Source organism: Citrobacter meridianamericanus, from assembly GCF_041320245.1.
GTDB lineage: Bacteria > Pseudomonadota > Gammaproteobacteria > Enterobacterales > Enterobacteriaceae > Citrobacter > Citrobacter meridianamericanus.
The window spans coordinates 4,928,705-4,951,280 of sequence record NZ_CP101036.1; the positions used below are offsets into that span (position 1 = coordinate 4,928,705).

The window sequence follows — 22,576 nt, forward strand, 5'->3', positions numbered from 1 at the left end:
TGTAACAATTAGCACCGAAGGATAAAAAAAGGTGCGCCAGGAGACGCACCAGTTGTTGCAAAATCAGCACTGCGGGGAAATGTTTACCCCTTGCCTTTTACACTGCTGATAAAGGTGGATCGGGCGGATTTGGATCCCAGACGCTCAGCTTCATCAAGCAGCTTCAGCGCTTTATCGACATCGCCTTTCGCCACGGCATCCTTAATGCCCTGGTTAAAATAACTTTCCGTGTCATTTAGCATTGGCTCACTTTTCTTCACCGGTTGTGGCGCTGGAGTAGCCACTGTTGCAGCCGGGGCCGCGTAGGCCACCGCAGGCGCGGCGGTATTGCCAACCGTGACAGGGCCAGGGCCGGATGAACCAAACAGCGGCCCAACCAGAACACTGGAAGAGGAGCTGGTTTTGACTTTCAGCTTCAGCAGACCGTCGGTGGTATGACGGGCAATCGGGTCTGGAATATCCGGAATCGCGTTCCCTACACCTTTGGCATAGGCTTTTGCCGGGTCAAGCAGGGTCGTGGTCTGCTGGAGATCTTTATCCGTGGTAAAGACCAGCATATAGAGTTTTTGCTGGCCCAGCGCAGGCGTCAGACGCATGACTCCTTCCAGGCGATCGGCACTCATCACGCCGGGTTCCTGATAAGTGAAATAACTGCTGGGGAAGAACGCAGATGGCGTCATGTTCTGATCAAGAATTAAAACGTTTGGTGCAAATACGCTGGTTTGTTTGTTGACTTCACTGGTCAGCGTCAGGGTTAACTCACCAATATTCGCGGGTACACTGTACGCAGCGACTGGGCCAGTAATACCAGCAACATCCAGATGCTGACCCGCTGTCGCTAGCTGTGTCGACTGGGTTTTGGATTGATCAACCGGCGTCCAGGTTAACTGTTGTAGCGCAGCAGTGGGAATAGCTGGAGCCGCGGTGGTGTTCTGCGGAACAATATTTACATCGGCCAGGCTGATGCCAGGCGCGCTGGCAAATAACCCTGCAGATAAACAAAGGGCAACGAGACTTTTCTTCATTTTCATTGTTATCACCTCAGATAGCATGGGTTCAGCGGTGGCCAGGCAATAGCGCGCTAAACCGTAATCAAGAGGGGCTGGCGCCCCTCTTTCGGTCTTTACGTCAGATTAGTGCTGAATTACCACCAGATTTCCATCTGGGCACCGAAGGACCACTCATCGCTGTCGCCACGGCTGGTTGTGCTGATACCAGAGTTGGTTGCGGCGGCATATTTAGAAACTTTGTCGCCATTTTTCACGTAACCCCACTCTTCATCCCATTTGGCATAGGTTGCGAAGACGCGGATTGCCGGGCGAGACCAGATGCTGTCGCCCGCCTGCCACTGTTGCGCCAGGGTGATTTTGTACTGGCTGTTGCGATCACCAGTTTGCTGAGATTTGACGTTGTCGTAACCGACTTCCAGCAAGGTGCTCATGATCGGCGTCCATTTGTACATCGGACGGATACCGACGGTGTACCATTCGGTACCCAGGTCGTTATCCAGGTCGATGTTCTGATACATACCGACGTACATCAGGTCCCACTTGTCGCCCAGAGAGATTGCACCGTGGTCAAGTACGCGTACCAGGCTACCGTTGTTATTGATGTTGTTGTCAACATGATGGATGACAGGTGCATCTGGAGATACCTGCGTATCGAAGGTAGAGCCGTAAGTCCCCTGCGAGCCGCCCTTACCTTGCGTTGTCATGGCGTCAGTCGCGTACTGAACAACAAATTTGTTATAGCCTTTCAGCATGCTTTGGGTGTGTTCTGCGGTGAACATCCAACCATCTTTCGTTGCGTCATCCGCGTAGCTGTAACCGTCGGTTTTATTCGCGCGGCCATAGTCCACACCCAGCTCCAGCATGCCGTCAGGGTTAGTAGCCATCTGCGCTAAACGTACGTCAAATACGTCGTTCGCGGTATCTTTAGAGGTGTCGTAGATATTCTGGCTACTGAAGGTATAAGACCCCCCAGCTTCCTGAGAACGGGTGGCGGCCAGAGACAGTTTACCGAAGCCCAGATCGATGTTTTCAATACCAGCGCCAGGACCTGAAATATCCCAGTAGTAGAAGTCGATCATGTGGACGTCATGACGCTGATAGAAACGTTTACCGGCCCAGATAGTGGAGCCTGGCAGCCATTCAATCAGGTTTTTACCCTGCACGTTGGCTTCACGGAATGCCGGACTGGTCGATTCCCAGTCATTCTGTTGTGCCACAGAGTAGGCTACGTTGGTGTCGAAGTAGAAGCTCTTATCGCCTTCTTTCCACACTTCCTGACCTAATTTGATTTCCGCATAGGTTTCACATTCGTTACCAAGACGGTATTTACTTTGAGCACCGGTTGCCTGGAAACACTGTTGTTCACCGCCGCTACCCGTCCAGCCTATGCCGGAACGTGCATAACCATGGAAATCCACAGCCATTGCCTGAACAGACATAATGCCTGCCGCCACAGCAACCGCCAGAGGAAGTTTGCGCAGAGTAATCATCGTTCTATCTCCTGAGATCATTGCTTTTCTCTAAACGCATCGACTTGATAGTTTTGCGTTTCGTTTTTTTTATGGGGGCCTTAAACGCCCGGCTCTTGATGCAACCGACGACATGCAGTGCCATCCTCACGGAACAGATGGCAACGCTCTGGCGGCAGGCCGATAGCGAATGTGGCACCCTCTTGTACCAACACCACGTCGTTCTGGCGGTAAACCAGGTTTTGACGGATGGCGGGGATCTGGATATGAATTTGTGTTTCGTGACCAAGCTGCTCGACCACCTGCACTTCACCTTCGAGGGTGACATCGGCGATATCACTGGGCAGCAAATGCTCCGGACGGATACCTAAAGACATGTTGGCGCCAACCTGCACCGCGTGGCTGTCTACCGGCAGCCATATTTGCTGGCGGTTGGGCAGTTCAACCTGCACCTGATCGATGGCCGTCCCGGTAACTTTCACCGGCAGGAAGTTCATCTTCGGCGAGCCAATAAACCCGGCAACAAAGCGGTCAGCCGGGTAATGGTACAGCTCCAACGGTTTACCAACCTGCGCCACGCGCCCCGCATCCAGCACCACGATTTTGTCGGCCAGCGTCATCGCCTCGACCTGATCGTGGGTGACGTAAATCATCGTGCGGCCAAGACGTTTATGCAGACGGGAAATTTCAATGCGCATCTGTACGCGCAGTGCTGCATCGAGGTTGGAGAGAGGTTCATCGAGCAGAAATACGCGCGGTTCAGCGACCAACGTACGACCAATCGCCACGCGCTGACGTTGTCCGCCGGAAAGTGCTTTCGGTTTACGCTCCAGCAGATGGGCCAGTTGCAGAACTTCCGCCACCTGATTCACGCGCTGGTTCATCACCTCTTTTTTTGCGCCAGCCAGCTTGAGGCCGAACGACATATTTTCCGCAACGGATAAATGGGGATACAACGCGTAGGACTGAAAGACCATGCCCACGCCGCGTTCGGCGGGCGGAATGTCGTTCATCCGGGTCTCACCGATAAACAGGTCGCCACTGGTGATGGTTTCAAGTCCGGCGATCATACGCAGCAAGGTCGACTTACCACAGCCTGACGGTCCGACAAACACCACGAACTCCCCTTCGTGAATGTCGAGATTGATATCTTTTGATACCACCACGTCACCCCAGGCTTTCGTTACATTACGCAGCTGTACGCTCGCCATGCCCTTCTCCCTTCGTTACAACCTGTCATCGACAGCAACATTCATGATGGGCTGACTATGCGTTATCCCTTGATGGCGTGAATCCTCCACCCCCCGGCTTTTTTATGGGGGAGGAGGCGGGAGGATGAGAGAGCAGCGTCTGAGACCCGGCCCTCCTGCTTCAGAGGAATTTCGTGATGCAGCCTGCAAAAATCGGTGGGTTTTTATGTGCGCCAGTACGCAATACTCACATTTATGTAACACAGATCACATAAAGAGTGGGTGGGGCGTAGGGGTAAGGAGGATGGAAAGAGGTTGTCGTATAAAGAAACTAGTCACCGTTAAGCCACCTCTGCAAAATCACCAAACAGGATGGGAACTATGAAAATCAAAACTGGCGCACGCATCCTCGCATTGTCCGCATTAACGACGATGATGTTTTCCGCCTCGGCTCTCGCCAAGATTGAAGAAGGTAAGCTGGTTATCTGGATTAACGGCGACAAAGGCTATAACGGCCTCGCTGAAGTGGGCAAAAAATTCGAAAAAGACACCGGTATCAAAGTCACCATTGAGCACCCGGACAAACTGGAAGAGAAATTCCCTCAGGTTGCCGCAACCGGTGACGGCCCGGACATCATTTTTTGGGCGCATGACCGTTTTGGCGGTTACGCTCAGTCTGGCCTGCTGGCTGAAATCACGCCAGACAAAGCATTCCAGGACAAGCTCTATCCGTTCACCTGGGATGCCGTGCGCTATAACGGCAAACTGATCGCCTACCCGATCGCGGTTGAAGCGCTGTCGCTGATTTACAATAAAGACCTCGTGCCAAACCCACCGAAAACCTGGGAAGAAATTCCTGCACTGGATAAAGAGCTGAAGGCGAAAGGTAAATCCGCGCTGATGTTCAATCTGCAAGAACCGTACTTCACCTGGCCACTGATTGCCGCCGACGGCGGTTATGCATTCAAGTTTGAAAACGGCAAGTACGATGTGAAAGACGTGGGCGTGGATAACGCCGGCGCGAAAGCGGGTCTGACCTTCCTGGTCTCCCTGATCAAGAACAAACACATGAACGCGGATACCGACTATTCCATCGCCGAAGCCGCCTTTAACAAAGGCGATACGGCGATGACCATCAACGGTCCGTGGGCATGGTCGAACATCGACAAGAGCAAAATCAACTACGGCGTGACTCTACTGCCAACCTTCAAAGGCAAGCCGTCTAAACCGTTTGTTGGCGTGCTGAGCGCCGGTATCAACGCTGCCAGCCCGAACAAAGAATTGGCGAAAGAGTTCCTCGAAAACTACCTGCTGACCGATCAGGGTCTGGATGAAGTGAACAAGGATAAACCACTGGGTGCGGTTGCGCTGAAATCCTTCCAGGATCAGTTAGCCAAAGACCCACGTATCGCGGCCACCATGGATAACGCCCAGAAAGGCGAAATCATGCCGAACATCCCGCAGATGTCTGCATTCTGGTATGCCGTTCGTACTGCAGTGATCAACGCCGCCAGCGGTCGTCAGACAGTTGATGCTGCACTGAAAGACGCGCAGGGTCGTATCACCAAGTAATACGGTTTCCCTTATTTCTTAGGGAATCAGGTTTATTGAATACGTTGTTACGCGAAAGCATTCGCGCTACATCGAGGCGGCAAGGAGGCAAATCCCCAGGAGCTTACATAAGTAAGTGACTGGGGTGCGCTTCCGCAGCCAACAAAGAGGTAGTGCGAAGGATAAAGCGTAAAGAGGATTGGGTAATGACTCCAACTTATTGATAGTGTTTTATGTTCAGATAATGCCCGATGACTTTGTCATGCAGCTCCACCGATTTTGAGAACGACAGCGACTTCCGTCCCAGCCGTGCCAGGTGCTGCCTCAGATTCAGGTTATGCCGCTCAATTCGCTGCGTATATCGCTTGCTGATTACGTGCAGCTTTCCCTTCAGGCGGGATTCATACAGCGGCCAGCCATCCGTCATCCATATCACCACGTCAAAGGGTGACAGCAGGCTCATAAGACGCCCCAGCGTCGCCATAGTGCGTTCACCGAATACGTGCGCAACAACCGTCTTCCGGAGCCTGTCATACGCGTAAAACAGCCAGCGCTGGCGCGATTTAGCCCCGACGTATCCCCACTGTTCGTCCATTTCCGCGCAGACGATGACGTCACTGCCCGGCTGTATGCGCGAGGTTAGCGACTGCGGCCTGAGTTTTTTAAATGGCGGAAAATCGTGTTGAGGCCAACGCCCATAATGCGGGCGGTTGCCCGGCATCCAACGCCATTCATGGCCATATCAATGATTTTCTGGTGCGTACCGGGTTGAGAAGCGGTGTAAGTGAACTGCAGTTGCCATGTTTTACGGCAGTGAGAGCAGAGATAGCGCTGATGTCCGGCAGTGCTTTTGCCGTTACGCACCACCCCGTCAGTAGCTGAACAGGAGGGACAGCTGATAGAAACAGAAGCCACTGGAGCACCTCAAAAACACCATCATACACTAAATCAGTAAGTTGGCAGCATCACCATTTTTTCGATTACATTAGTCGCAACTTTAGGAGGACTATTATTCGGTTACGACACTGCTGTCATATCCGGAACGGTAGAATCCTTAAATACCGTATTTGTCGCTCCACAACACTTAAGTGAATCCGCCGCCAACTCATTGTTGGGTTTTTGCGTCGCCAGCGCGTTGATTGGCTGCATCATCGGCGGTGCGCTGGGCGGCTATTGTAGTAACCGCTTTGGTCGTCGGGACTCGCTGAAAATCGCGGCCCTGCTTTTTTTTATTTCCGGTATTGGTTCCGCCTGGCCTGAATTAGGCTTTACCACGATTAATCCAGATAACGCCGTACCCGTTTATTTGGCCGGATACGTTCCCGAATTTGTTATTTATCGTATCATTGGTGGTATTGGCGTAGGTTTAGCCTCGATGCTCTCACCAATGTATATTGCCGAACTGGCCCCCGCACACATTCGTGGGAAACTGGTCTCGTTTAACCAGTTCGCCATTATTTTTGGTCAACTATTAGTGTATTGCGTTAACTATTTCATCGCGCGTTCAGGCGACGCTAACTGGCTGAATACCGATGGCTGGCGATATATGTTTGCGTCAGAAAGTATTCCCGCCCTGCTGTTTTTACTGCTGCTGTACACCGTACCAGAAAGCCCGCGCTGGCTGATGGCGCGTGGTCGACACGAACAAGCAGAAGGTATTCTGCGCAAGATTATGGGTAGCACACTCGCCACTCAGGCCATGCAGGAGATCAATCAGTCTCTGGAACATGGTCGCAAAACCGGTGGTCGCCTGCTGATGTTTGGTGCAGGCGTTATCGTCATCGGCGTAATGCTTTCCATTTTCCAACAGTTCGTCGGTATCAACGTCGTGCTGTACTACGCCCCGGAGGTGTTTAAAACGCTGGGAGCCAGTACCGATGTGGCGCTGCTGCAGACCATTATTGTCGGCGTGATCAACCTGAGCTTTACCGTATTGGCGATCATGACGGTGGATAAATTTGGTCGCAAACCGCTGCAAATTATTGGCGCCTTAGGTATGGCCATTGGTATGTTCAGTCTCGGTACTGCGTTTTACACCCAGGCTTCCGGGCTGATAGCGCTGCTGTCGATGCTGTTTTACGTCGCCGCATTCGCCATGTCCTGGGGGCCGGTTTGCTGGGTGCTGTTGGCCGAAATTTTCCCCAATGCGATTCGTGGCAAGGCACTCGCCATTGCGGTTGCCGCTCAATGGCTGGCAAACTACTTCGTTTCCTGGACCTTCCCGATGATGGACAAAAATTCGTGGCTGGTTTCCCATTTCCACAACGGTTTTTCCTACTGGATCTACGGTTGTATGGGCATTCTGGCAGCCTTGTTTATGTGGCGGTTCGTACCGGAAACCAAGGGCAAAACGCTGGAAGAACTTGAACAACTGTGGGAGCCCGCAGCAGAGAAAGCGAAACCTGCCTCTGCGCAGTAACCCTGACCATCAACACGCCGCAGCCCGAATGCGGCGTGTTGTTTTTTACTCTCGCTTCAGCCGTTTGGAATTACACAGCCACAGGGTAATCACCAGCAGCAGGATCGCCGCAGAATAGATCAGCACATCCATCGGCGCTTTATGATCGACGATGATCAACCGCACAATCGCGGTGATCCCGATATAGACAAAGTAGCGCAACGGAAAGTGAAACCCTGACTGAAAGTACTTCACAATCAACGCGATAAATTCAAAATACAGGAAGTAAACCACCAGCCCTTCCACCAGCTCATATTTGCTGGTTTGTTCCGGCGCGAACAGCACATCCGCCAGATGCAGCGTTTCTTTCCCGAGGAATACGACCAGGATCAGGCCCAGACTCAGCAGTCCCAGATTCAACACGGTCTGTAAAATGGTGGAGATAAACTCCACGCGCGGACGAGATAGCGACGTCATAACAGCACCTCATACTCAGTGGCGAGGTTCCTGTATAACGCAAAAATGTGACAGAGATCTACATTTTTTGTTTATGTTTTGTGCAAGAAAGGTCAACAGAGAATGATGAATACCACGATACATTTCACAGGATGAATTATGCAGCTAAGACAATCTGCTATCCGCAACGTGACCTGCGGTGAGAACGTGGTGATTTATGAACCCGCCAATCTCTACGATTGCATATTGGGTGACAACGTTTTTGTCGGACCATTCGTTGAAATCCAGGGCAACACGCAGATTGGCGCAGACAGCAAAATTCAGTCGCATACCTTCATCTGCGAATATGTCACCCTCGGCGCCCGCTGTTTTATCGGGCATGGCGTGATGTTCGCCAACGATATGTTTCGCGGAGGAAAACCCAACGCCGACCGCAACAGCTGGGGTCGCATTACGATTGGCGACGATGTTTCGATCGGCAGCGGGGCGACCATTCTGGCGGTCACTGTCTGCGATGGCGCGGGCAGCGTAGTGACCAAATCGATCACCGAGAAAGGCGTGTATGCGGGAAACCCGGCAAAATTATTGCGCCGTTTATAGAGCCGGATGAGCGCAAGTCGCATCCGGCCATCAGTCAGCGGAAGTTTTCACTTCTGTCGCTGGTCATATCGTACAGACCAAACTTACGCCCAAGCTGCTGACCGCCATCGCGCGTTAACGGCGTCCAGCCAATCGCCGCGCGACTGCGGGTTGGGCCTGACGAGAACAGATCCAGCGGCACGGAAACGTACACCCCTTTAGTAAAATCACCTTCGCCATACTCATCCGGCGAGGCGTTAGTGATAGTCGCATAACCACCCACCACGACACCGCTGTCGAAGCGTTTGGCGATCTCCAACGTTCCGCCCTTATCCCCGGCCAGATACTGACCCACGCTGGCTTTCACCAGCACATCCTGGGCGAAAGAAGGATTCCAGTACGCCGTCAAATGCCCGGTCTTCACGCTGTAGTCGGTGAATTTCATCATGTCCTGCGCGCTACGCCAGTCACGCTGTTTCACGTAGTTGGCATCAACACCAAACGCCCAATCGCTGTCCAGCGGGCGATACAGCACTTCTGCCCCCGCCCCACCATACATGGTCTCCAGATAGCCGCCGTACACCTGTCCGTAAAACCCGTTGCCGAGTGACTGGAAGTAGTTGGCCTGCAGGTTATTCACGTAAACATCGTTTTGCACATAGTCACGTACATGGGTGCGCACACGCGGCAAATGCGAATCCTGCGGCGGGTTGGTGTAGTTAAACTTGTCATAGTTATTGGCGAGGTTGGCGAACAAACTCCCGGTGGTCAGCAGATGATCGGTCACCCACCAATCCGCCGTACCCATCACGCCCAACTGATACATATAGAAATTTTCCGGGCCGCCCACCGACTGGTTAAGCACAGGATCGATGTGGAAATCGAAGCGCGACTTATCGATATACCAGCCCTGCTCGGTCGTTTTCGGCACCACCGGCTCCACGCGTTTTTGCGCCAGCTGAGTCTCATGGCCCAACGGTTCGCCTTCCAGATGGTGCTTCAGGCTGGAAACTTCTGTTTCGGTCGTCACCTGCGGCAAGTTAAGGCGATTTTCCGTAATACGGATCGTGCGGATCCCGTCTGGAAGATCGTTCATCACGATCCGGTTGGCACGCTCGATCCCCTCGCGCGAATCACGGTATTTCACCTGTTCGCCGGTTACATACAGCGTATCGCCCTGCACCTGGATTTTAGGATCCGCCAGCCCGGCATTGTATTTCAGCAGCGTTAGCTGATTCGCCACTACCGAATGTTGCAGGATGGCATCCTGCGGCTGCGGCTGATACTTCGGACGGGCGTTATCGTTATAGTGTGGTCGCAAGTCGTTAAAGTTAGTCCGCAGCGTGAACCCAAACATAAAGGTGTTCCCGCGCTCATAGCTGAGGTTAACGTCGGCCCAATCGGTGACGCGATAAATAGCGCCGACGTTAAACTTGCTCTTCTGATCCAGCTTGCCCGCAAAATCCTGCTGGTAATTATTGCCCTCGTACTCCAGTTTCAGACGCAGCGGCTGCCAGGGTGTCTGATATTCCACGCCGCCAAACAGCGACGCCGGGCCGTGGAACATCTGGCTGCCGTCAATGGAACCCGCCTGCTTGTAACTGTTATCGCGATGACAGAATTTATCGCTGTATGAGCAAAACGGATTGCTGACGTTACCACTGGTCCCGAGGTATCCCCAGCCGAGACCGAGTGAGAAATCAAACGGTCCCCAGGCTTTGTTCGCCACAATATACTCCGCATCGAACAGGCCGGTTCCGCCAATATCGCGCGCGCCCACCGCCACCTGCGGCATCCAGTAGCTCTCTTCCCACAATCGCAGTTTAAGGTCGAAAGCCTTATCCTTGTATGTCTGATCGCCTGAAAACGACTCCACGCTGCTGTATTTTTTAGTGCGCACATCGGTATAGCGCAGGGTCGTTTCCAGCCACGGAAACAGTTGCACCGACGCAGAGTAATAGCGGTACTGATCGTTATCGCGGTAGTTAAGGCTCATTTCGCCCTCACGCGCCATGCGTGCAGTTGGGGTTTGCAGCAGCCCTACGCCACCAAAATCAGACTGGGAAGGACCAATCGGCGCAGGATACGTTTCACCGTGACAGGCCGCGCTGATACCCAGCGCCAACAGGCTGAGCAGATAAGTTTTTCTCATTATTCGGGTATCCGCTGGGTCAGGGTGCGAAGAATGTCGGCATTGATTTCATCCGGGGTGCTGCTCCAGACAGAGTCCGACAGCCCGACAAAAATGATGCTGCCGGGCATCGGCTCAATATGACGTTTGTTCCAGTAGGCGACCGGTACTTTTTGTGTGCGTCCGTCGGGATAGACAACCCAGGCGTAGCTACGATCCGCGCCGCTGAGCCGATGCTGCCCATCGAGATAGCTGGCAACATCACGTCCGGGTATAAACGGCTGTTTACCCGAGTGGCTTAGCAAACCCAACAGCGTGATATCCGTGGGCTGCGGTCCGACCCACAGCGTGTAATTACCCTGCAACGGCGGGTTGCCTCGCTCACTGGTACGCACTACATCCGGGTCGAGATTAATTGTCTGCCTGCCGGTCACCTTCAGCGCCTGAATTTGCTGGCGTAATGCGTTGATAGCGCCAGCATCATCACCGCTTGCTTCAGCGCCCAACGTCACCAGGCGAGCCAGTAATGCCTGCTGCTGACGTTGGGCCTCAGTTGTTGCCCGCTCTTCGCTGATAACCGCGCCTGGCCACCAGCTATTGCTCAACCGCGGCTGTCCGACCAGGTCGAGCAGATGTTCAGCCCCGGTCAGCGTTTTTGCTTCTGTGCTACCTGTCGTGATCACTTTTACACTGCCCACAGCAAAAACAGATGCCGCGCACAGGCTGAATGTCAGCGCAGTAATCATTTGTTTCATCATGGTTTTGCCGCCTTAATCAGCGTAGTTTTCACCGGGAAGAAACCTGCGCCAAGATACTGTTCTGACTGGCGAATCATGCCGTCACTATCTACCCAGTAGCGGTTATGCCAGCGCGTTTGATCGGTGGTGACCTCTTCATCGAGGATCCGTACCAGCGTGTTATCGCTGCCGACTTTGATGGTGTCTGCGCCATCCCAGGTGAAAACCGAGCGCGCGGAGGCATAGCGTACCTGCCGATGCTCGGTCCAGCCCATCGTGCGGGTCCACGTTGCGCCGTCGACTATCTGATTTGGCTTTATGAGCGGGTCTGCCGCCAGATTATTCACCTCGATCAGGTTGTCCCCGCCAAGGTGCGTTTTCACAATGCGCCCATGCTGCGTGACGAGAATAGCCCGATCCTGAGTCACCCATTTCTGCTGTCCGTTTTCTGCAAACGCGAGTACCACAAACAGTTGGGGACCGCCGTTGAGCTGCATGTACTGGCTGGCGTAAGGCATGTTTTGAATTTCATCGTCCGTCATCTGTACGCCGGGAGTACCAAACACGCTATCCCACAGCGAATGCCCCAACCCTTCGGTGGTGGCTGAGCACGCCTGTAGTAACAGGCAAACCATTATGAGCGCTGGTCGCTTCACGACGTTTCTCCGCAGCGGCAAAATAACCACACCGAAGTGTGGTTATGGTTAATCCCCGTCATACTTCAGGGGCTACGTACTGGTGTTACTGGGTACTGGTGGTTGTCGTGGTGGTGGTTCCGGTATTAGAACCATCGCCGCCGCCGGTCGCCGCCAGGGCAACCCCCACCGCAGAACTTACGGTGCTCACGCTGGTCGCGGAGGAACTTCCCGCCGAAACCGACGCGGCAGCCGACCCTGCAGCCTCACCCACCTGAACGGGGGCGGCATAGACAGAGGTCACCGCAAGCGCAGATATAGCCCAAAGGCCATACAGAACTTTTTTCATCACAAATTCCCTTCATTGTATGAATGGAGATTTACCCAAAAGAATTTCGGGCGAGATCGAGTATACACAAGCGAAGTTTGTAAATTAGGTCGAGAGGGAATTTAGGACAATTAGATAACGAGAGGAAAAATTATTAATAGCAAATAATAAAAACAAATTAATTCAAATAGTTAAAATATAATAGTAAAAACACAATATCCGGTAAATCTGAAAATATCAGAAACAGGATAACGGTGAATAAATTATTTTAGGATTAAGCTCAATTAAATTTTTAGGTAATAACGTGGAGAAGTGGAATTATCTTATAAAAAAAGCTGATAATAATATCAGCTTCTATCACAGGTAATCTGCAAATTCATTCGAATTGCAGCAAGGCGGCAAGATCGTTAATCCCCGGGAGCATAGATAGCTATGTTCCCGGGGTTAACGAACGCAGCCAACACCGCTGCGGTTCGAAGGAAGAAGCAGATTAGCGCCAGGACTTATAACGGTTAATCAAACCGTTGGTAGAACTATCGTGGCTGCTCACTTCGGAACCATCTTTCAGCTCTGGCAGAATACGGTTCGCCAGCTGTTTGCCCAGCTCAACGCCCCACTGGTCAAAGGTGAAGATGTTCAGGATCGCGCCCTGAGTGAAGATTTTGTGTTCGTACAGCGCAATCAGCGCACCCAGGCTGAACGGCGTGATTTCGCGCAGCAGGATGGAGTTCGTTGGACGGTTACCTTCGAACACTTTGAACGACACAACGTGCTCAAGCGTAGCCGGATCTTTACCCTGGTCGCGATATTCCTGCTCAACCACTTCACGAGACTTGCCGAATGCCAGCGCTTCGGTTTGCGCGAAGAAGTTAGACAGCAGTTTCGGATGGTGATCCGACAGCGGGTTGTGAGTGATGGCCGGGGCGATGAAATCGCACGGCACCATTTTGGTACCCTGGTGGATCAGCTGGTAGAACGCATGCTGGCCGTTAGTGCCCGGCTCACCCCAGATGATTGGGCCAGTCTGGTAATCCACCGCATTGCCGTTACGGTCAACGTATTTACCGTTGGATTCCATGTTGCCCTGCTGGAAGTAGGCCGCGAAACGGTGCATATACTGGTCATACGGCAGAATCGCTTCGGTTTCGGCACCGAAGAAGTTGTTGTACCAGATACCGATCAGCGCCAGCAGCACCGGCAGGTTTTTCTCAGCCGGGGTGGTGGAGAAGTGTTTGTCCATCGCGTGCGCGCCAGAGAGCAGCTCAACAAAGTTGTCGAAGCCTACGGACAGGATGATGGACAGACCAATTGCAGACCACAGGGAGTAACGACCGCCAACCCAGTCCCAGAACTCAAACATATTGGCAGTATCAATACCGAACTCGCCAACCGCTTTACCGTTGGTAGACAGCGCTGCGAAGTGTTTGGCTACGTGCTTGTTGTCGCCAGCGGTCGCCAGGAACCAGTCGCGCGCGCTGTGGGCGTTGGTCATGGTTTCCTGGGTGGTGAAGGTTTTGGAAGCGACCAGGAACAGCGTGGTTTCCGGGTTCACTTTTTTCAGCACTTCGGCAATGTGCGTACCATCGACGTTCGACACAAAGTGCATATTCAGGTGATTTTTGTACGGACGCAGCGCTTCGGTCACCATGAACGGGCCGAGGTCAGAGCCGCCGATACCGATGTTCACGACATCAGTAATGGCTTTGCCGGTATAGCCTTTCCAGCTGCCGGAGATAATCGCTTCAGAGAAGGATTTCATCTTTTCCAGCACCGCGTTCACTTCCGGCATCACATCTTTGCCGTCAACGATGATTGGCGTATTGCTACGGTTGCGCAGCGCCACGTGCAGTACGGCACGGTCTTCAGTGCGGTTGATTTTCTCACCGGAGAACATGGACTTGATAGCACCGGCCAAATCGGTTTCTTTTGCCAGATCCTGCAGTTTAGCCAGCGTTTCTTCAGTGATGCGGTTTTTGGAGAAATCCACCAGCATCAGATCGTCAAACGTCGCGGAAAACTTAGTGAAACGATCGCTATCTTTCGCGAACAGATCCGCGATAGTAACGTCTTTCATTTCTTCAAAGTGTTTTTGTAGTGCCTGCCAGGCTGAGGTCTGTGTTGGATTGATGTTTTTCATTAGCAATACTCTTCTGATTTTGAGAATTGTGACTGAGATCGATTGTAACGCCAGCCACAGAAAAGTGTGATTGTTTTAATGCCATTGCCAGGGCATCCGCCAAATGTGGCTAAAAAGTATAGCTGTTATAAGTACTGTTACTCAGCGTTAACGCAGCATGAAAAATCCGCATAATCCCAGCGTTGACAGTACAGGCCACACATTTTATTTATAAATACGGTATTTGCATTTGCGCCTGCACCGGTTTCCGTTCTGCCTTTGTGCCATGGTCGCTCTATTCATTCCCTGACACGAGGTAGTTATGACTGATGTAGTTGTCTCCAAATTTGGCGGTACCAGCGTGGCGGATTTTGATGCCATGAATCGCAGCGCTGATGTCGTGCTTTCTGATGCTAACGTACGTTTAGTGGTGCTGTCCGCTTCAGCGGGTATTACTAACCTGCTGGTCGCGCTGGCAGAAGGTCTGGAGCCAACCGAACGCTTCGAAAAACTCGACGCCATTCGTCAAATTCAGTTCAATATTCTGGAACGCCTGCGTTATCCGAACGTCATTCGTGAAGAGATCGAACGTTTGCTGGAGAACATCACCACACTGGCAGAAGCAGCGTCACTGGCGACCTCAACCGCGCTGACCGACGAACTGGTCAGCCACGGTGAACTGATGTCTACCCTCCTATTCGTCGAGATCCTGCGTGAGCGCAACGTGCAAGCGCAGTGGTTTGACGTGCGTAAAGTGATGCGCACCAACGATCGTTTTGGCCGTGCAGAGCCCGACGTTGCGGCGCTGGCTGAACTGGCTTCGCACCAGCTGGCCCCGCGCCTGAGCGAAGGTCTGGTGATTACTCAGGGCTTTATCGGCAGTGAAAGCAAGGGCCGCACCACCACGCTGGGACGCGGCGGCAGCGATTATACCGCCGCCCTGCTGGCCGAAGCGCTGCACGCAACGCGCGTTGATATCTGGACCGACGTTCCCGGCATCTACACTACCGATCCGCGCGTGGTTCCGGCTGCGCAGCGTATTGATGAAATCGCTTTTGAAGAGGCCGCAGAAATGGCGACCTTTGGCGCGAAAGTACTGCATCCGGCAACCCTGTTGCCAGCCGTACGTAGCGATATCCCGGTATTTGTTGGCTCCAGTAAGGAGCCAAAAGCAGGCGGTACGCTGGTCTGCAATAAAACCGCGAATCCACCACTGTTTCGTGCGTTGGCGTTACGCCGTAAGCAGACGCTGCTGACACTGCATAGCCTGAATATGCTGCACTCTCGTGGTTTTTTAGCGGAAGTGTTCGGCATCCTGGCACGCCACAATATCTCGGTCGATTTAATCACCACATCCGAAGTCAGCGTGGCGCTGACGCTGGATACCACCGGTTCAACGTCCACCGGCGATACGCTGTTAACGCAGTCTCTGCTGATGGAACTGTCGGCCCTGTGTCGGGTTGAAGTCGAAGAAGGCCTGGCGCTGGTGGCGTTGATTGGCAACGACCTGTCCAAAGCCTGCGGCGTGGGTAAAGAGGTGTTCGGCGTACTGGAGCCGTTCAACATTCGAATGATTTGCTACGGCGCGTCCAGCCATAACCTGTGCTTCCTGGTGCCCGGTAACGAAGCTGAGCAAGTGGTACAGAAGCTGCACCATAATTTGTTTGAGTGAGTAGACGCTAACGCCCGATGGCTCTTGTACCATCGGGCATTTTCACCGCATCACCGTGTCATATAATAGTCGGTCCAGTGTCCGGACATTCCCCTCCCGGCTGTCTGGTAAGATCGGCGGAATTTCTCCTCTCTCCAGTTCGGTGCGGATAAACGCATGTAACAATGGACGACGCGGACCATACTCAGCCTCACCTGAGCGCTGTTTGCGCGCCAGCAATTCGTCGATTTCCTGACGCAATGGCGCATCCAGTTCACTTCCCGCCAGCAGCTCGGCAAAACGCATCGGCGGTACGCCCTTGCCCGCTTCCACCCAACGTACCGCCAGCAGCGGCCGAATGACGTAGAAGTACTTCTTCAATCGCACGTCGTGGCCCTGCAGATAACCGCGAAAGTTTTTCCGCGCCATTGAATAGTAGTGCCAGCGGGCACGCAGCGGGGAAAACCATTCAGGCACCAACGCTTTCAGCGCCGACACGGTCGCGTCATCCTGCTGATAGACCACCGGCGAATCCAGCCACTCGATAAGCGTCGGGTTTGCGCCTTTGAGTAACCCCAGCGCCTTGCGCCATTCCCAGCCGCACACGTCCAGCTCATCATCTATCGGCAGCTCGATAACATCACGTGGCGCTTCGATCCGCAGATACCATTCAGGGGAATGAACATAGAGGAACCGCACGTCGTAATCGCTGTCTGGCGAGGCAAATCCCCAGCCACGGCTGCCGGACTCACAGGCGTACAGCACCCTGACGTTATAGCGTTTCTCCACCTCTTTTAGCTGGCGCAATACCCGTTCGCGCATTGCACCGTCCACTGTGTTGTAACTCATTATTTTTATCCTTTTATGTTCACAAGACCGTGCAACACCTGGTCGAGGCCACCGAATACCGAGATTTTATCGATCCGTTCCGCGACTCTTTCGAGGGTTTCCAGTTCTTTTAAGCGCAGCGCTACCGGGTTGTTTTCCATTACTTTGGCGGTATTCAACAGCGATCGCGTGGCAGCAGTCTCTTCACGACGTCGGATCACGTTGGCCTGGGCGGATTTTTCCGCTTCAACCAGTTGCGACAAAATGGCCTTCATATCGCCGGGCAGGACAATATCCTTCACCCCCAGCGAAGCCACCTCGATACCAAACGGCGTCATGCGGGCTTTCACCTGCGCGCTCACCACCTCATCAATCACCTGTTTATCTTCCAGCAGTTCGTCCAGCGTGCGCGTTCCCACCACTTCACGCAGCGCAAACTGCAACTCACGGTAAAGGTGATCCAGCGGTTTAGTCAGTTGACCAAATGCCAGCAGTACATCGCTATAACGCCAGTTCGCCGCCAGGTTCAAACGCAGGTTGACCTTATCTTTGGTCAGGATCTCCTGGCCGCCGACCTCCAGCACCTGCAAGCGGGTATCCACCACTTCCGCTTCAATCAGATGATTTACCTTCCAGTATGCTGTTAACCCCGGCGGCAACAGCGCCTGAGTTTCACCATCAATTTTCAGTACACCGACGTGCCACGCCGGAACCTGCACCGTTAAGATCGCTTCGCGACCTTTCACCGCACCGCTGCGACGGGGCTGTAACACCGCGTTCATCACATCAACAGGAACCAAAACCTGACGTGTATCTATCTGCACCAGCTTCAGCGCTTCATCGGCCTGCCAGTACAGACGGCGCGTTGCCGGTGGCAAAATTTCCTGCAAGACGCCGTTCACATACAGCGCACCTGCTTCAGTATCGGTTAGATCAGCCACCACACAGTACTGCTCCACCCATGTAGGCTGGAAGCGACGTAAATACTCCGCGAGCGCTTCCGGAATTTCGCTGCCATCGGTATTGATTACCAGAACGTCCGGAGTGTTAAACCATGGCAAACGGTGTTCACCTGTATTCAGCACCTGATAGTAGTCACCCTGTCGGGATAACAGGCCAAGCTGGCCTTTACGAATAGTAATTTTCTTAGCCATTTTATATTCCTTAATATCGTTCAGGCGCGGGTGCAGGGGCGAAGCGGCAGGGGAATTCCCTTTTGCCTGCCGCACGGCATCTTTACCGGCAGCCTGTTCTGGAGCGTGCTAGCTGCGCATTGCTCCGCTTTATTTCTATGATTAACAACCAGTTTCATTGGGAGAATGAATCGGGAATCGAACCCGTTTGGTGGTCATCGGCTGACGGAACACTTCCGGAAAACAACCTGTGCCGTTCCTGACGTGCCGGCGGGGTTTAACCCCCTGCGCTTTCAGCGTGATTGACGCAAGTGTTATTGCCAGAAGCGTGCCAGGAATTAAAACAGGCATGATTAATTTTTAATTAATTGATTTTCATAGCTTTAATTATTTACGCCAATCATGGCGGTTGTCTCGATGGGTTTATTTTTTTATCTTTTAATCTCTTATTTATCTTTTTGGATAAACCATGAAGAAGCAACGGGTAGTGATTGGCGTACTGGGAACGGTGCTGGATAAGCGCGGCAAGCGGGCCAATCGGTTTAAGAAATGGCGACCCACGGTTGGGCTATGCCAACAACCCGATTTCCCTGTCGACAGGCTGGAACTCCTCCACCAGCCACGCGATGAAAGCATGGCGCAAAGGTTGATTGAAGACGTCGCGCTGCTTTCGCCGCACACCCAAGTCCGCCCGCATACCGTTACCATTAACGATCCGTGGGACTTTGAAGAGGTCTACGCCGCGTTTCTCGACTTTGCCACGCATTATGAGTTTGATACGGAAAACGAAGAGTATCTGGTGCACATCACCACCGGGACTCACGTGGCACAAATCTGCTGGTTTTTGCTGACGGAAGCGCGTTACCTGCCCGCCAGCCTGTTGCAAACCAGCCCGGCACCACGCGGTTCATCAGATGAAGCCGTCGCCGCTGGCGTCTGCTCGGTTATCGATCTCGATTTAAGCCGCTATGCCACGCTCACCAGTCGTTTTCAGCGCGAACAGCAGCAGTCGGTATCCTTTCTGAAAGCCGGGATTGATACGCGCAACGCCACTTTCAATAAACTGATCGATCGCATTGAGCGGGTAGCTCTGCGCTCAACAGACCCGATCCTGCTCACCGGCCCTACCGGCGCGGGCAAATCCTTCCTCGCGAAACGTATTTTTCAGCTACGCCAGTCGCGGCATCTGGTGGCGGGAAAACTGGTGGCGGTTAACTGCGCGACCCTGCGCGGTGATAATGCGATGTCAACGCTGTTTGGCCATGTGAAGGGGGCGTTTACCGGTGCGCTCACGGCGCGTAGCGGATTGCTGCGAGAGGCCGATGGCGGCGTGCTGTTTCTCGATGAGATCGCCGAGCTGGGGCTGGACGAGCAGGCCATGTTACTCAAAGCGATTGAAGAAAAAACCTTTTTCCCGTTTGGGTCGGACAAAGAAGTACACAGCGATTTTCAGCTGATTGCCGGCACCCATCGCGACATGCGGCAATGGGTCGCTGAGGGCCGTTTTCGCGAGGATCTCTACGCGCGTATCAACATGTGGAGTTTCACCCTGCCCGGTCTCGCGCAGCGGCGGGAGGATATCGCGCCGAACGTCGAGTATGAGCTGCAACGTTTTTCCAGCAACAAGCAGACGCAAATCCGTTTCGATAAAGAGGCACGCACTTCCTATCTGGCGTTTGCCTGCTCCCCGCAGGCGCAATGGCGCGGCAACTTTCGTGAACTCAGTTCATCCATCGCGCGCATGGCGACACTTGCCGAACAAGGTCGCATTACCTTATCCCTTGTCGAAGAAGAGATTGCGCTGCTAAAGGAGAGTTGGCAGATAGCCACTCCGCAGCCTGAACTGAATATGGACATTGACCTGTTCGATCGCCGCCAGTTAGAAACGGTACTGGAAGTGTGCCGCCGCTGCGCGTCGCTGTCGGAAGCCGGACGCGAACTGTTCGCCGTCTCGCGGCAGAAAAAAGCCAATCCTAACGATGCGGACCGCCTGCGCAAATATCTCGCGCGTTTCGGGCTGAGCTGGGAAAACATTCACTGCGGAACATAAACATAATTTGTTTGAATAATATTCCATCACGCGATACACAATAACTATGGCCGGGCTCGATCCCGGCTTTTTTATAACAACACAACACATTTCAATCGCAAGGAATACAACATGCTCGCTACTCTCACGCGGCTGTTCCCGTTATGGGCGCTGCTGCTCTCTGTTATTGCGTATTACACGCCCTCCACATTTACGCCTGTCGGGCCATTCGTGCCATCGTTACTGATGCTGATTATGTTCGGCATGGGCGTGCACCTGAAGGTGGATGACTTTAAACGCGTACTCTCACGCCCTGCGCCGGTTGCGGCAGGTATTTTTCTACACTATCTGGTGATGCCGCTCGCCGCATGGATTTTGGCGCTGGCTTTTAATATGCCACCGGAACTGTCCGCAGGTATGGTGCTGGTCGGTAGCGTCGCCAGCGGAACGGCATCTAATGTAATGATTTACCTGGCGAAGGGCGATGTGGCGCTCTCCGTGACGATTTCATCGGTTTCAACGCTGGTCGGTGTTGTCGCCACACCGCTGCTCACCCGTCTTTACGTCGACGCGCATATTCAGGTAGATGTGATGGGTATGCTGCTGAGCATTCTGCAGATCGTGGTTATTCCGATTGCTTTGGGCCTGGTCATTCACCATCTGTTCCCACGCGTCGTAAAAGCCGTAGAACCGTATCTGCCCGCGTTTTCTATGGTGTGCATCCTGGCCATCATCAGCGCTGTTGTGGCAGGTTCTGCGTCGCACATAGCGTCGGTCGGCTTTGTGGTAATTATCGCCGTTATTCTGCATAACACCATTGGCCTGCTTGGCGGCTACTGGGGCGGGAAACTGTTCGGCTTTGATGAATCCACCTGCCGCACACTGGCGATTGAAGTCGGCATGCAGAACTCCGGCCTCGCCGCTGCGCTGGGCAAAATCTACTTCGGTCCGCTCGCCGCTCTGCCCGGCGCGTTGTTCTCCGTCTGGCATAACCTTTCTGGTTCGCTGCTTGCGGGTTACTGGTCCGGTAAACCGATTGCTAAAGAACCACAGCAAACAGTGAAGGAAAGTTAAAAAAATGCCGGGTAGCACATGCTTACCCGGCCTGAGTGCTATCAGCCTGACCAGGATTACCGTACACTGAGAGTATCGGCTAACAGAGGGCACCCGTATGGCACTCCCCCGCATTACCCAAAAAGAGATGACTGAGCGCGAACAGCGTGAACTGAAAACGCTGCTTGACCGCGCACGCATTGCGCATGGTCGACTGCTGACCAACGCAGAGACCAACAGCATCAAGAAAGAGTACATCGATAAGCTGATGGCCTTGCGCGAAGCCGAAGCTAAAAAAGCCCGCCAGTTGAAGAAAAAGCAGGCTTATAAACCGGATTCAGAGGCGTCATTCTCCTGGTCGGCGAATACGCCAACGCGCGGCAGACGTTAACGTCCTTTCTTCTTACGCCCCGGCGAGGTAAAACGCTTCCCGTTTGCCGCCGGGCGCGATTTCTCTTTCTCCGCTGATTTTTCGATTTTCACTACCGGGCGCTTGATACCTGCGGTGGCGGCTTTTGGCTTCGCTTTCGCCTTCGGTTTAGCTTCTGAAGAAGAATTCTCAATCAGCTTGAACAAATCGATCAGTTCGTCATCCGTCAGGTCGCGCCATTCACCTAGCGGCAGGCCGGACAAACTCACGTTCATGATGCGTGTGCGCTCAAGCTTCGTCACTTCATAACCAAAGTGCTCACACATACGGCGGATCTGGCGGTTCAGCCCCTGAATCAGCGTGATGCGAAACACAAACGGCGCTTCTTTCTTGACCTTACATTTCTTGGTAACGGTGCCGAGGATTGGCACACCGGCTCCCATCCCACGAATAAAGTCGTCGGTTACGGGCTTATCGACCGTCACCAGATACTCTTTTTCGTGATCGTTACCGGCGCGCAGGATTTTATTCACCAGGTCGCCGTGGTTGGTCAGAAAGATCAGCCCCTGGGAATCTTTGTCCAGACGGCCAATGGGGAACACGCGCTTGCTGTGGTTAACGAAATCAACAATGTTGTCGCGTTCGCTATCTTCGGTGGTGCTGACAATCCCTACCGGCTTGTTCAGTGCGATAAAAACCAGATCCTCCGCTTCACGCGGCTCAATCAACCGACCATTCACTTTTACGACGTCGCCAGGCATCACCTGATCGCCAATGGTGGCGCGTTTACCATTCAGGAAGACATTCCCTTGTTCGATAAAGCGATCCGCCTCGCGACGCGAGCAGATTCCGCTTTCACTGATGTATTTATTTAATCGGATGGATGAGTCGGGCAGCATAATTTCTCCTGTA

General features: G+C 53.3%; 20 protein-coding genes. 7 read left to right on the forward strand and 13 right to left on the reverse strand.

What is annotated here, in order from left to right; all coding sequences use genetic code 11:
* Window positions 1–83: 83 nt before the first annotated feature.
* The 3 genes from malM to malK all read right to left on the reverse strand — a co-directional run bounded on the left by malM (window position 84) and on the right by malK (window position 3,690).
* Complete coding sequence (gene malM, locus NMD08_RS23960; RefSeq protein WP_286541267.1) at window positions 84–1,031, reverse strand: maltose operon protein MalM; 948 nt, start codon at window positions 1,029–1,031, stop codon at window positions 84–86.
* Between the two features lie 113 nt (window positions 1,032–1,144).
* Window positions 1,145–2,500 carry a maltoporin gene (locus tag NMD08_RS23965; RefSeq protein WP_151218072.1) on the reverse strand — a complete coding sequence of 452 codons (1,356 nt, stop codon included), beginning with the start codon at window positions 2,498–2,500 and terminating at the stop codon, window positions 1,145–1,147.
* A gap of 80 nt (window positions 2,501–2,580) precedes the next feature.
* A complete protein-coding gene (malK, locus tag NMD08_RS23970; protein ID WP_151218073.1) occupies window positions 2,581–3,690 on the reverse strand; it encodes a maltose/maltodextrin ABC transporter ATP-binding protein MalK in 1,110 nt (369 codons plus the stop codon).
* 360 nt (window positions 3,691–4,050) lie between these two features.
* On the opposite strand from malK, the gene malE reads away from it, so the two are divergent.
* Window positions 4,051–5,241, forward strand: a complete 1,191-nt coding sequence (gene malE, locus NMD08_RS23975) for a maltose/maltodextrin ABC transporter substrate-binding protein MalE (RefSeq protein ID WP_151218074.1) — start codon at window positions 4,051–4,053, stop codon at window positions 5,239–5,241.
* Window positions 5,242–5,437: 196 nt separating this feature from the next.
* On the opposite strand, the gene NMD08_RS23980 is transcribed toward malE, so the two are convergent.
* Window positions 5,438–6,135, reverse strand: a protein-coding gene (locus tag NMD08_RS23980) for an IS1-like element IS1B family transposase (protein WP_354689195.1) whose coding sequence is annotated in 2 segments (ribosomal slippage) — window positions 5,438–5,886 and window positions 5,886–6,135 — 699 coding nt in all. Because the reading frame shifts where the segments join, the coding sequence is not laid out codon by codon here.
* Window positions 6,136–6,184: 49 nt separating this feature from the next.
* Between NMD08_RS23980 and xylE the strand changes: the two genes are divergently transcribed.
* Window positions 6,185–7,639, forward strand: a complete 1,455-nt coding sequence (gene xylE, locus NMD08_RS23985; protein WP_370620227.1) for a D-xylose transporter XylE — start codon at window positions 6,185–6,187, stop codon at window positions 7,637–7,639.
* Between the two features lie 45 nt (window positions 7,640–7,684).
* Here the strand turns inward: xylE and psiE are convergent, their stop codons facing one another.
* The gene (gene psiE, locus NMD08_RS23990) at window positions 7,685–8,095 is read right to left on the reverse strand and encodes a phosphate-starvation-inducible protein PsiE (RefSeq protein WP_003031674.1); all 411 of its coding nucleotides are present in this window, start codon (window positions 8,093–8,095) and stop codon (window positions 7,685–7,687) included.
* A gap of 138 nt (window positions 8,096–8,233) precedes the next feature.
* Here psiE and NMD08_RS23995 point away from each other — a divergent pair, with 138 nt between their 5' ends.
* Window positions 8,234–8,674: an acyltransferase gene (locus tag NMD08_RS23995; protein WP_370619197.1), complete on the forward strand. Its 441-nt coding sequence runs from the start codon at window positions 8,234–8,236 to the stop codon at window positions 8,672–8,674.
* Between the two features lie 34 nt (window positions 8,675–8,708).
* On the opposite strand, the gene NMD08_RS24000 is transcribed toward NMD08_RS23995, so the two are convergent.
* The 5 genes from NMD08_RS24000 to pgi form a co-directional block, all read right to left on the reverse strand.
* Entirely contained in the window at window positions 8,709–10,805 is a 2,097-nt protein-coding gene (locus NMD08_RS24000) for a YjbH domain-containing protein (protein WP_151218077.1), read from the reverse strand.
* Entirely contained in the window at window positions 10,805–11,542 is a 738-nt protein-coding gene (locus NMD08_RS24005) for a capsule biosynthesis GfcC family protein (protein ID WP_151218078.1), read from the reverse strand. The genes NMD08_RS24000 and NMD08_RS24005 overlap by 1 nt, the downstream gene beginning before the upstream one ends.
* Window positions 11,539–12,177 (reverse strand): YjbF family lipoprotein, encoded by a 639-nt coding sequence (locus NMD08_RS24010; protein ID WP_279574285.1) that lies wholly within the window; start codon window positions 12,175–12,177, stop codon window positions 11,539–11,541. The genes NMD08_RS24005 and NMD08_RS24010 overlap by 4 nt, the downstream gene beginning before the upstream one ends.
* Window positions 12,178–12,262: 85 nt before the next feature.
* Entirely contained in the window at window positions 12,263–12,505 is a 243-nt protein-coding gene (yjbE, locus tag NMD08_RS24015) for an exopolysaccharide production protein YjbE (RefSeq protein WP_061382702.1), read from the reverse strand.
* Window positions 12,506–12,974: 469 nt separating this feature from the next.
* Window positions 12,975–14,621, reverse strand: coding sequence for a glucose-6-phosphate isomerase (gene pgi, locus NMD08_RS24020; RefSeq protein WP_370619199.1), 1,647 nt, complete (start codon window positions 14,619–14,621; stop codon window positions 12,975–12,977).
* Between the two features lie 301 nt (window positions 14,622–14,922).
* On the opposite strand from pgi, the gene lysC reads away from it, so the two are divergent.
* A complete protein-coding gene (gene lysC / locus NMD08_RS24025) occupies window positions 14,923–16,272 on the forward strand; it encodes a lysine-sensitive aspartokinase 3 (protein ID WP_151218081.1) in 1,350 nt (449 codons plus the stop codon).
* 42 nt (window positions 16,273–16,314) lie between these two features.
* On the opposite strand, the gene NMD08_RS24030 is transcribed toward lysC, so the two are convergent.
* Both NMD08_RS24030 and NMD08_RS24035 read right to left on the reverse strand, forming a co-directional pair.
* The gene (locus NMD08_RS24030) at window positions 16,315–17,100 is read right to left on the reverse strand and encodes a nucleotidyltransferase domain-containing protein (protein WP_187260056.1); all 786 of its coding nucleotides are present in this window, start codon (window positions 17,098–17,100) and stop codon (window positions 16,315–16,317) included.
* A gap of 5 nt (window positions 17,101–17,105) precedes the next feature.
* Window positions 17,106–18,233 carry a slipin family protein gene (locus NMD08_RS24035; RefSeq protein ID WP_286543720.1) on the reverse strand — a complete coding sequence of 376 codons (1,128 nt, stop codon included), beginning with the start codon at window positions 18,231–18,233 and terminating at the stop codon, window positions 17,106–17,108.
* 448 nt (window positions 18,234–18,681) lie between these two features.
* Between NMD08_RS24035 and rtcR the strand changes: the two genes are divergently transcribed.
* The 3 genes from rtcR to NMD08_RS24050 all read left to right on the forward strand — a co-directional run bounded on the left by rtcR (window position 18,682) and on the right by NMD08_RS24050 (window position 21,685).
* The gene (gene rtcR, locus NMD08_RS24040; RefSeq protein WP_151218084.1) at window positions 18,682–20,262 is read left to right on the forward strand and encodes an RNA repair transcriptional activator RtcR; all 1,581 of its coding nucleotides are present in this window, start codon (window positions 18,682–18,684) and stop codon (window positions 20,260–20,262) included.
* Window positions 20,263–20,373: 111 nt separating this feature from the next.
* The gene (gene panS / locus NMD08_RS24045) at window positions 20,374–21,315 is read left to right on the forward strand and encodes a ketopantoate/pantoate/pantothenate transporter PanS (RefSeq protein ID WP_151218085.1); all 942 of its coding nucleotides are present in this window, start codon (window positions 20,374–20,376) and stop codon (window positions 21,313–21,315) included.
* A 97-nt stretch (window positions 21,316–21,412) separates the two neighbouring features.
* Window positions 21,413–21,685, forward strand: coding sequence for a DUF3811 domain-containing protein (locus NMD08_RS24050; RefSeq protein ID WP_003031655.1), 273 nt, complete (start codon window positions 21,413–21,415; stop codon window positions 21,683–21,685).
* On the opposite strand, the gene rluF is transcribed toward NMD08_RS24050, so the two are convergent.
* Entirely contained in the window at window positions 21,682–22,563 is an 882-nt protein-coding gene (rluF, locus tag NMD08_RS24055) for a 23S rRNA pseudouridine(2604) synthase RluF (RefSeq protein ID WP_032948298.1), read from the reverse strand. The two genes, NMD08_RS24050 and rluF, sit on opposite strands and share 4 nt — an antisense overlap.
* Between the last annotated feature and the right edge of the window lie 13 nt (window positions 22,564–22,576).

What these genes read in the sequence shown, in the direction of transcription:
- malM (WP_286541267.1), bottom strand. Translation starts at nt 1,031, where the DNA reads ATGAAAATGAAGAAAAGTCTCGTTGCCCTTTGTTTATCTGCAGGGTTA.
- NMD08_RS23965 (WP_151218072.1), bottom strand. Translation starts at nt 2,500, where the DNA reads ATGATTACTCTGCGCAAACTTCCTCTGGCGGTTGCTGTGGCGGCAGGC.
- malK (WP_151218073.1), bottom strand. Translation starts at nt 3,690, where the DNA reads ATGGCGAGCGTACAGCTGCGTAATGTAACGAAAGCCTGGGGTGACGTG.
- malE (WP_151218074.1), top strand. Translation starts at nt 4,051, where the DNA reads ATGAAAATCAAAACTGGCGCACGCATCCTCGCATTGTCCGCATTAACG.
- psiE (WP_003031674.1), bottom strand. Translation starts at nt 8,095, where the DNA reads ATGACGTCGCTATCTCGTCCGCGCGTGGAGTTTATCTCCACCATTTTA.
- NMD08_RS23995 (WP_370619197.1), top strand. Translation starts at nt 8,234, where the DNA reads ATGCAGCTAAGACAATCTGCTATCCGCAACGTGACCTGCGGTGAGAAC.
- NMD08_RS24000 (WP_151218077.1), bottom strand. Translation starts at nt 10,805, where the DNA reads ATGAGAAAAACTTATCTGCTCAGCCTGTTGGCGCTGGGTATCAGCGCG.
- NMD08_RS24005 (WP_151218078.1), bottom strand. Translation starts at nt 11,542, where the DNA reads ATGATGAAACAAATGATTACTGCGCTGACATTCAGCCTGTGCGCGGCA.
- yjbE (WP_061382702.1), bottom strand. Translation starts at nt 12,505, where the DNA reads ATGAAAAAAGTTCTGTATGGCCTTTGGGCTATATCTGCGCTTGCGGTG.
- pgi (WP_370619199.1), bottom strand. Translation starts at nt 14,621, where the DNA reads ATGAAAAACATCAATCCAACACAGACCTCAGCCTGGCAGGCACTACAA.
- lysC (WP_151218081.1), top strand. Translation starts at nt 14,923, where the DNA reads ATGACTGATGTAGTTGTCTCCAAATTTGGCGGTACCAGCGTGGCGGAT.
- NMD08_RS24030 (WP_187260056.1), bottom strand. Translation starts at nt 17,100, where the DNA reads ATGAGTTACAACACAGTGGACGGTGCAATGCGCGAACGGGTATTGCGC.
- NMD08_RS24035 (WP_286543720.1), bottom strand. Translation starts at nt 18,233, where the DNA reads ATGGCTAAGAAAATTACTATTCGTAAAGGCCAGCTTGGCCTGTTATCC.
- rtcR (WP_151218084.1), top strand. Translation starts at nt 18,682, where the DNA reads ATGAAGAAGCAACGGGTAGTGATTGGCGTACTGGGAACGGTGCTGGAT.
- panS (WP_151218085.1), top strand. Translation starts at nt 20,374, where the DNA reads ATGCTCGCTACTCTCACGCGGCTGTTCCCGTTATGGGCGCTGCTGCTC.
- NMD08_RS24050 (WP_003031655.1), top strand. Translation starts at nt 21,413, where the DNA reads ATGGCACTCCCCCGCATTACCCAAAAAGAGATGACTGAGCGCGAACAG.
- rluF (WP_032948298.1), bottom strand. Translation starts at nt 22,563, where the DNA reads ATGCTGCCCGACTCATCCATCCGATTAAATAAATACATCAGTGAAAGC.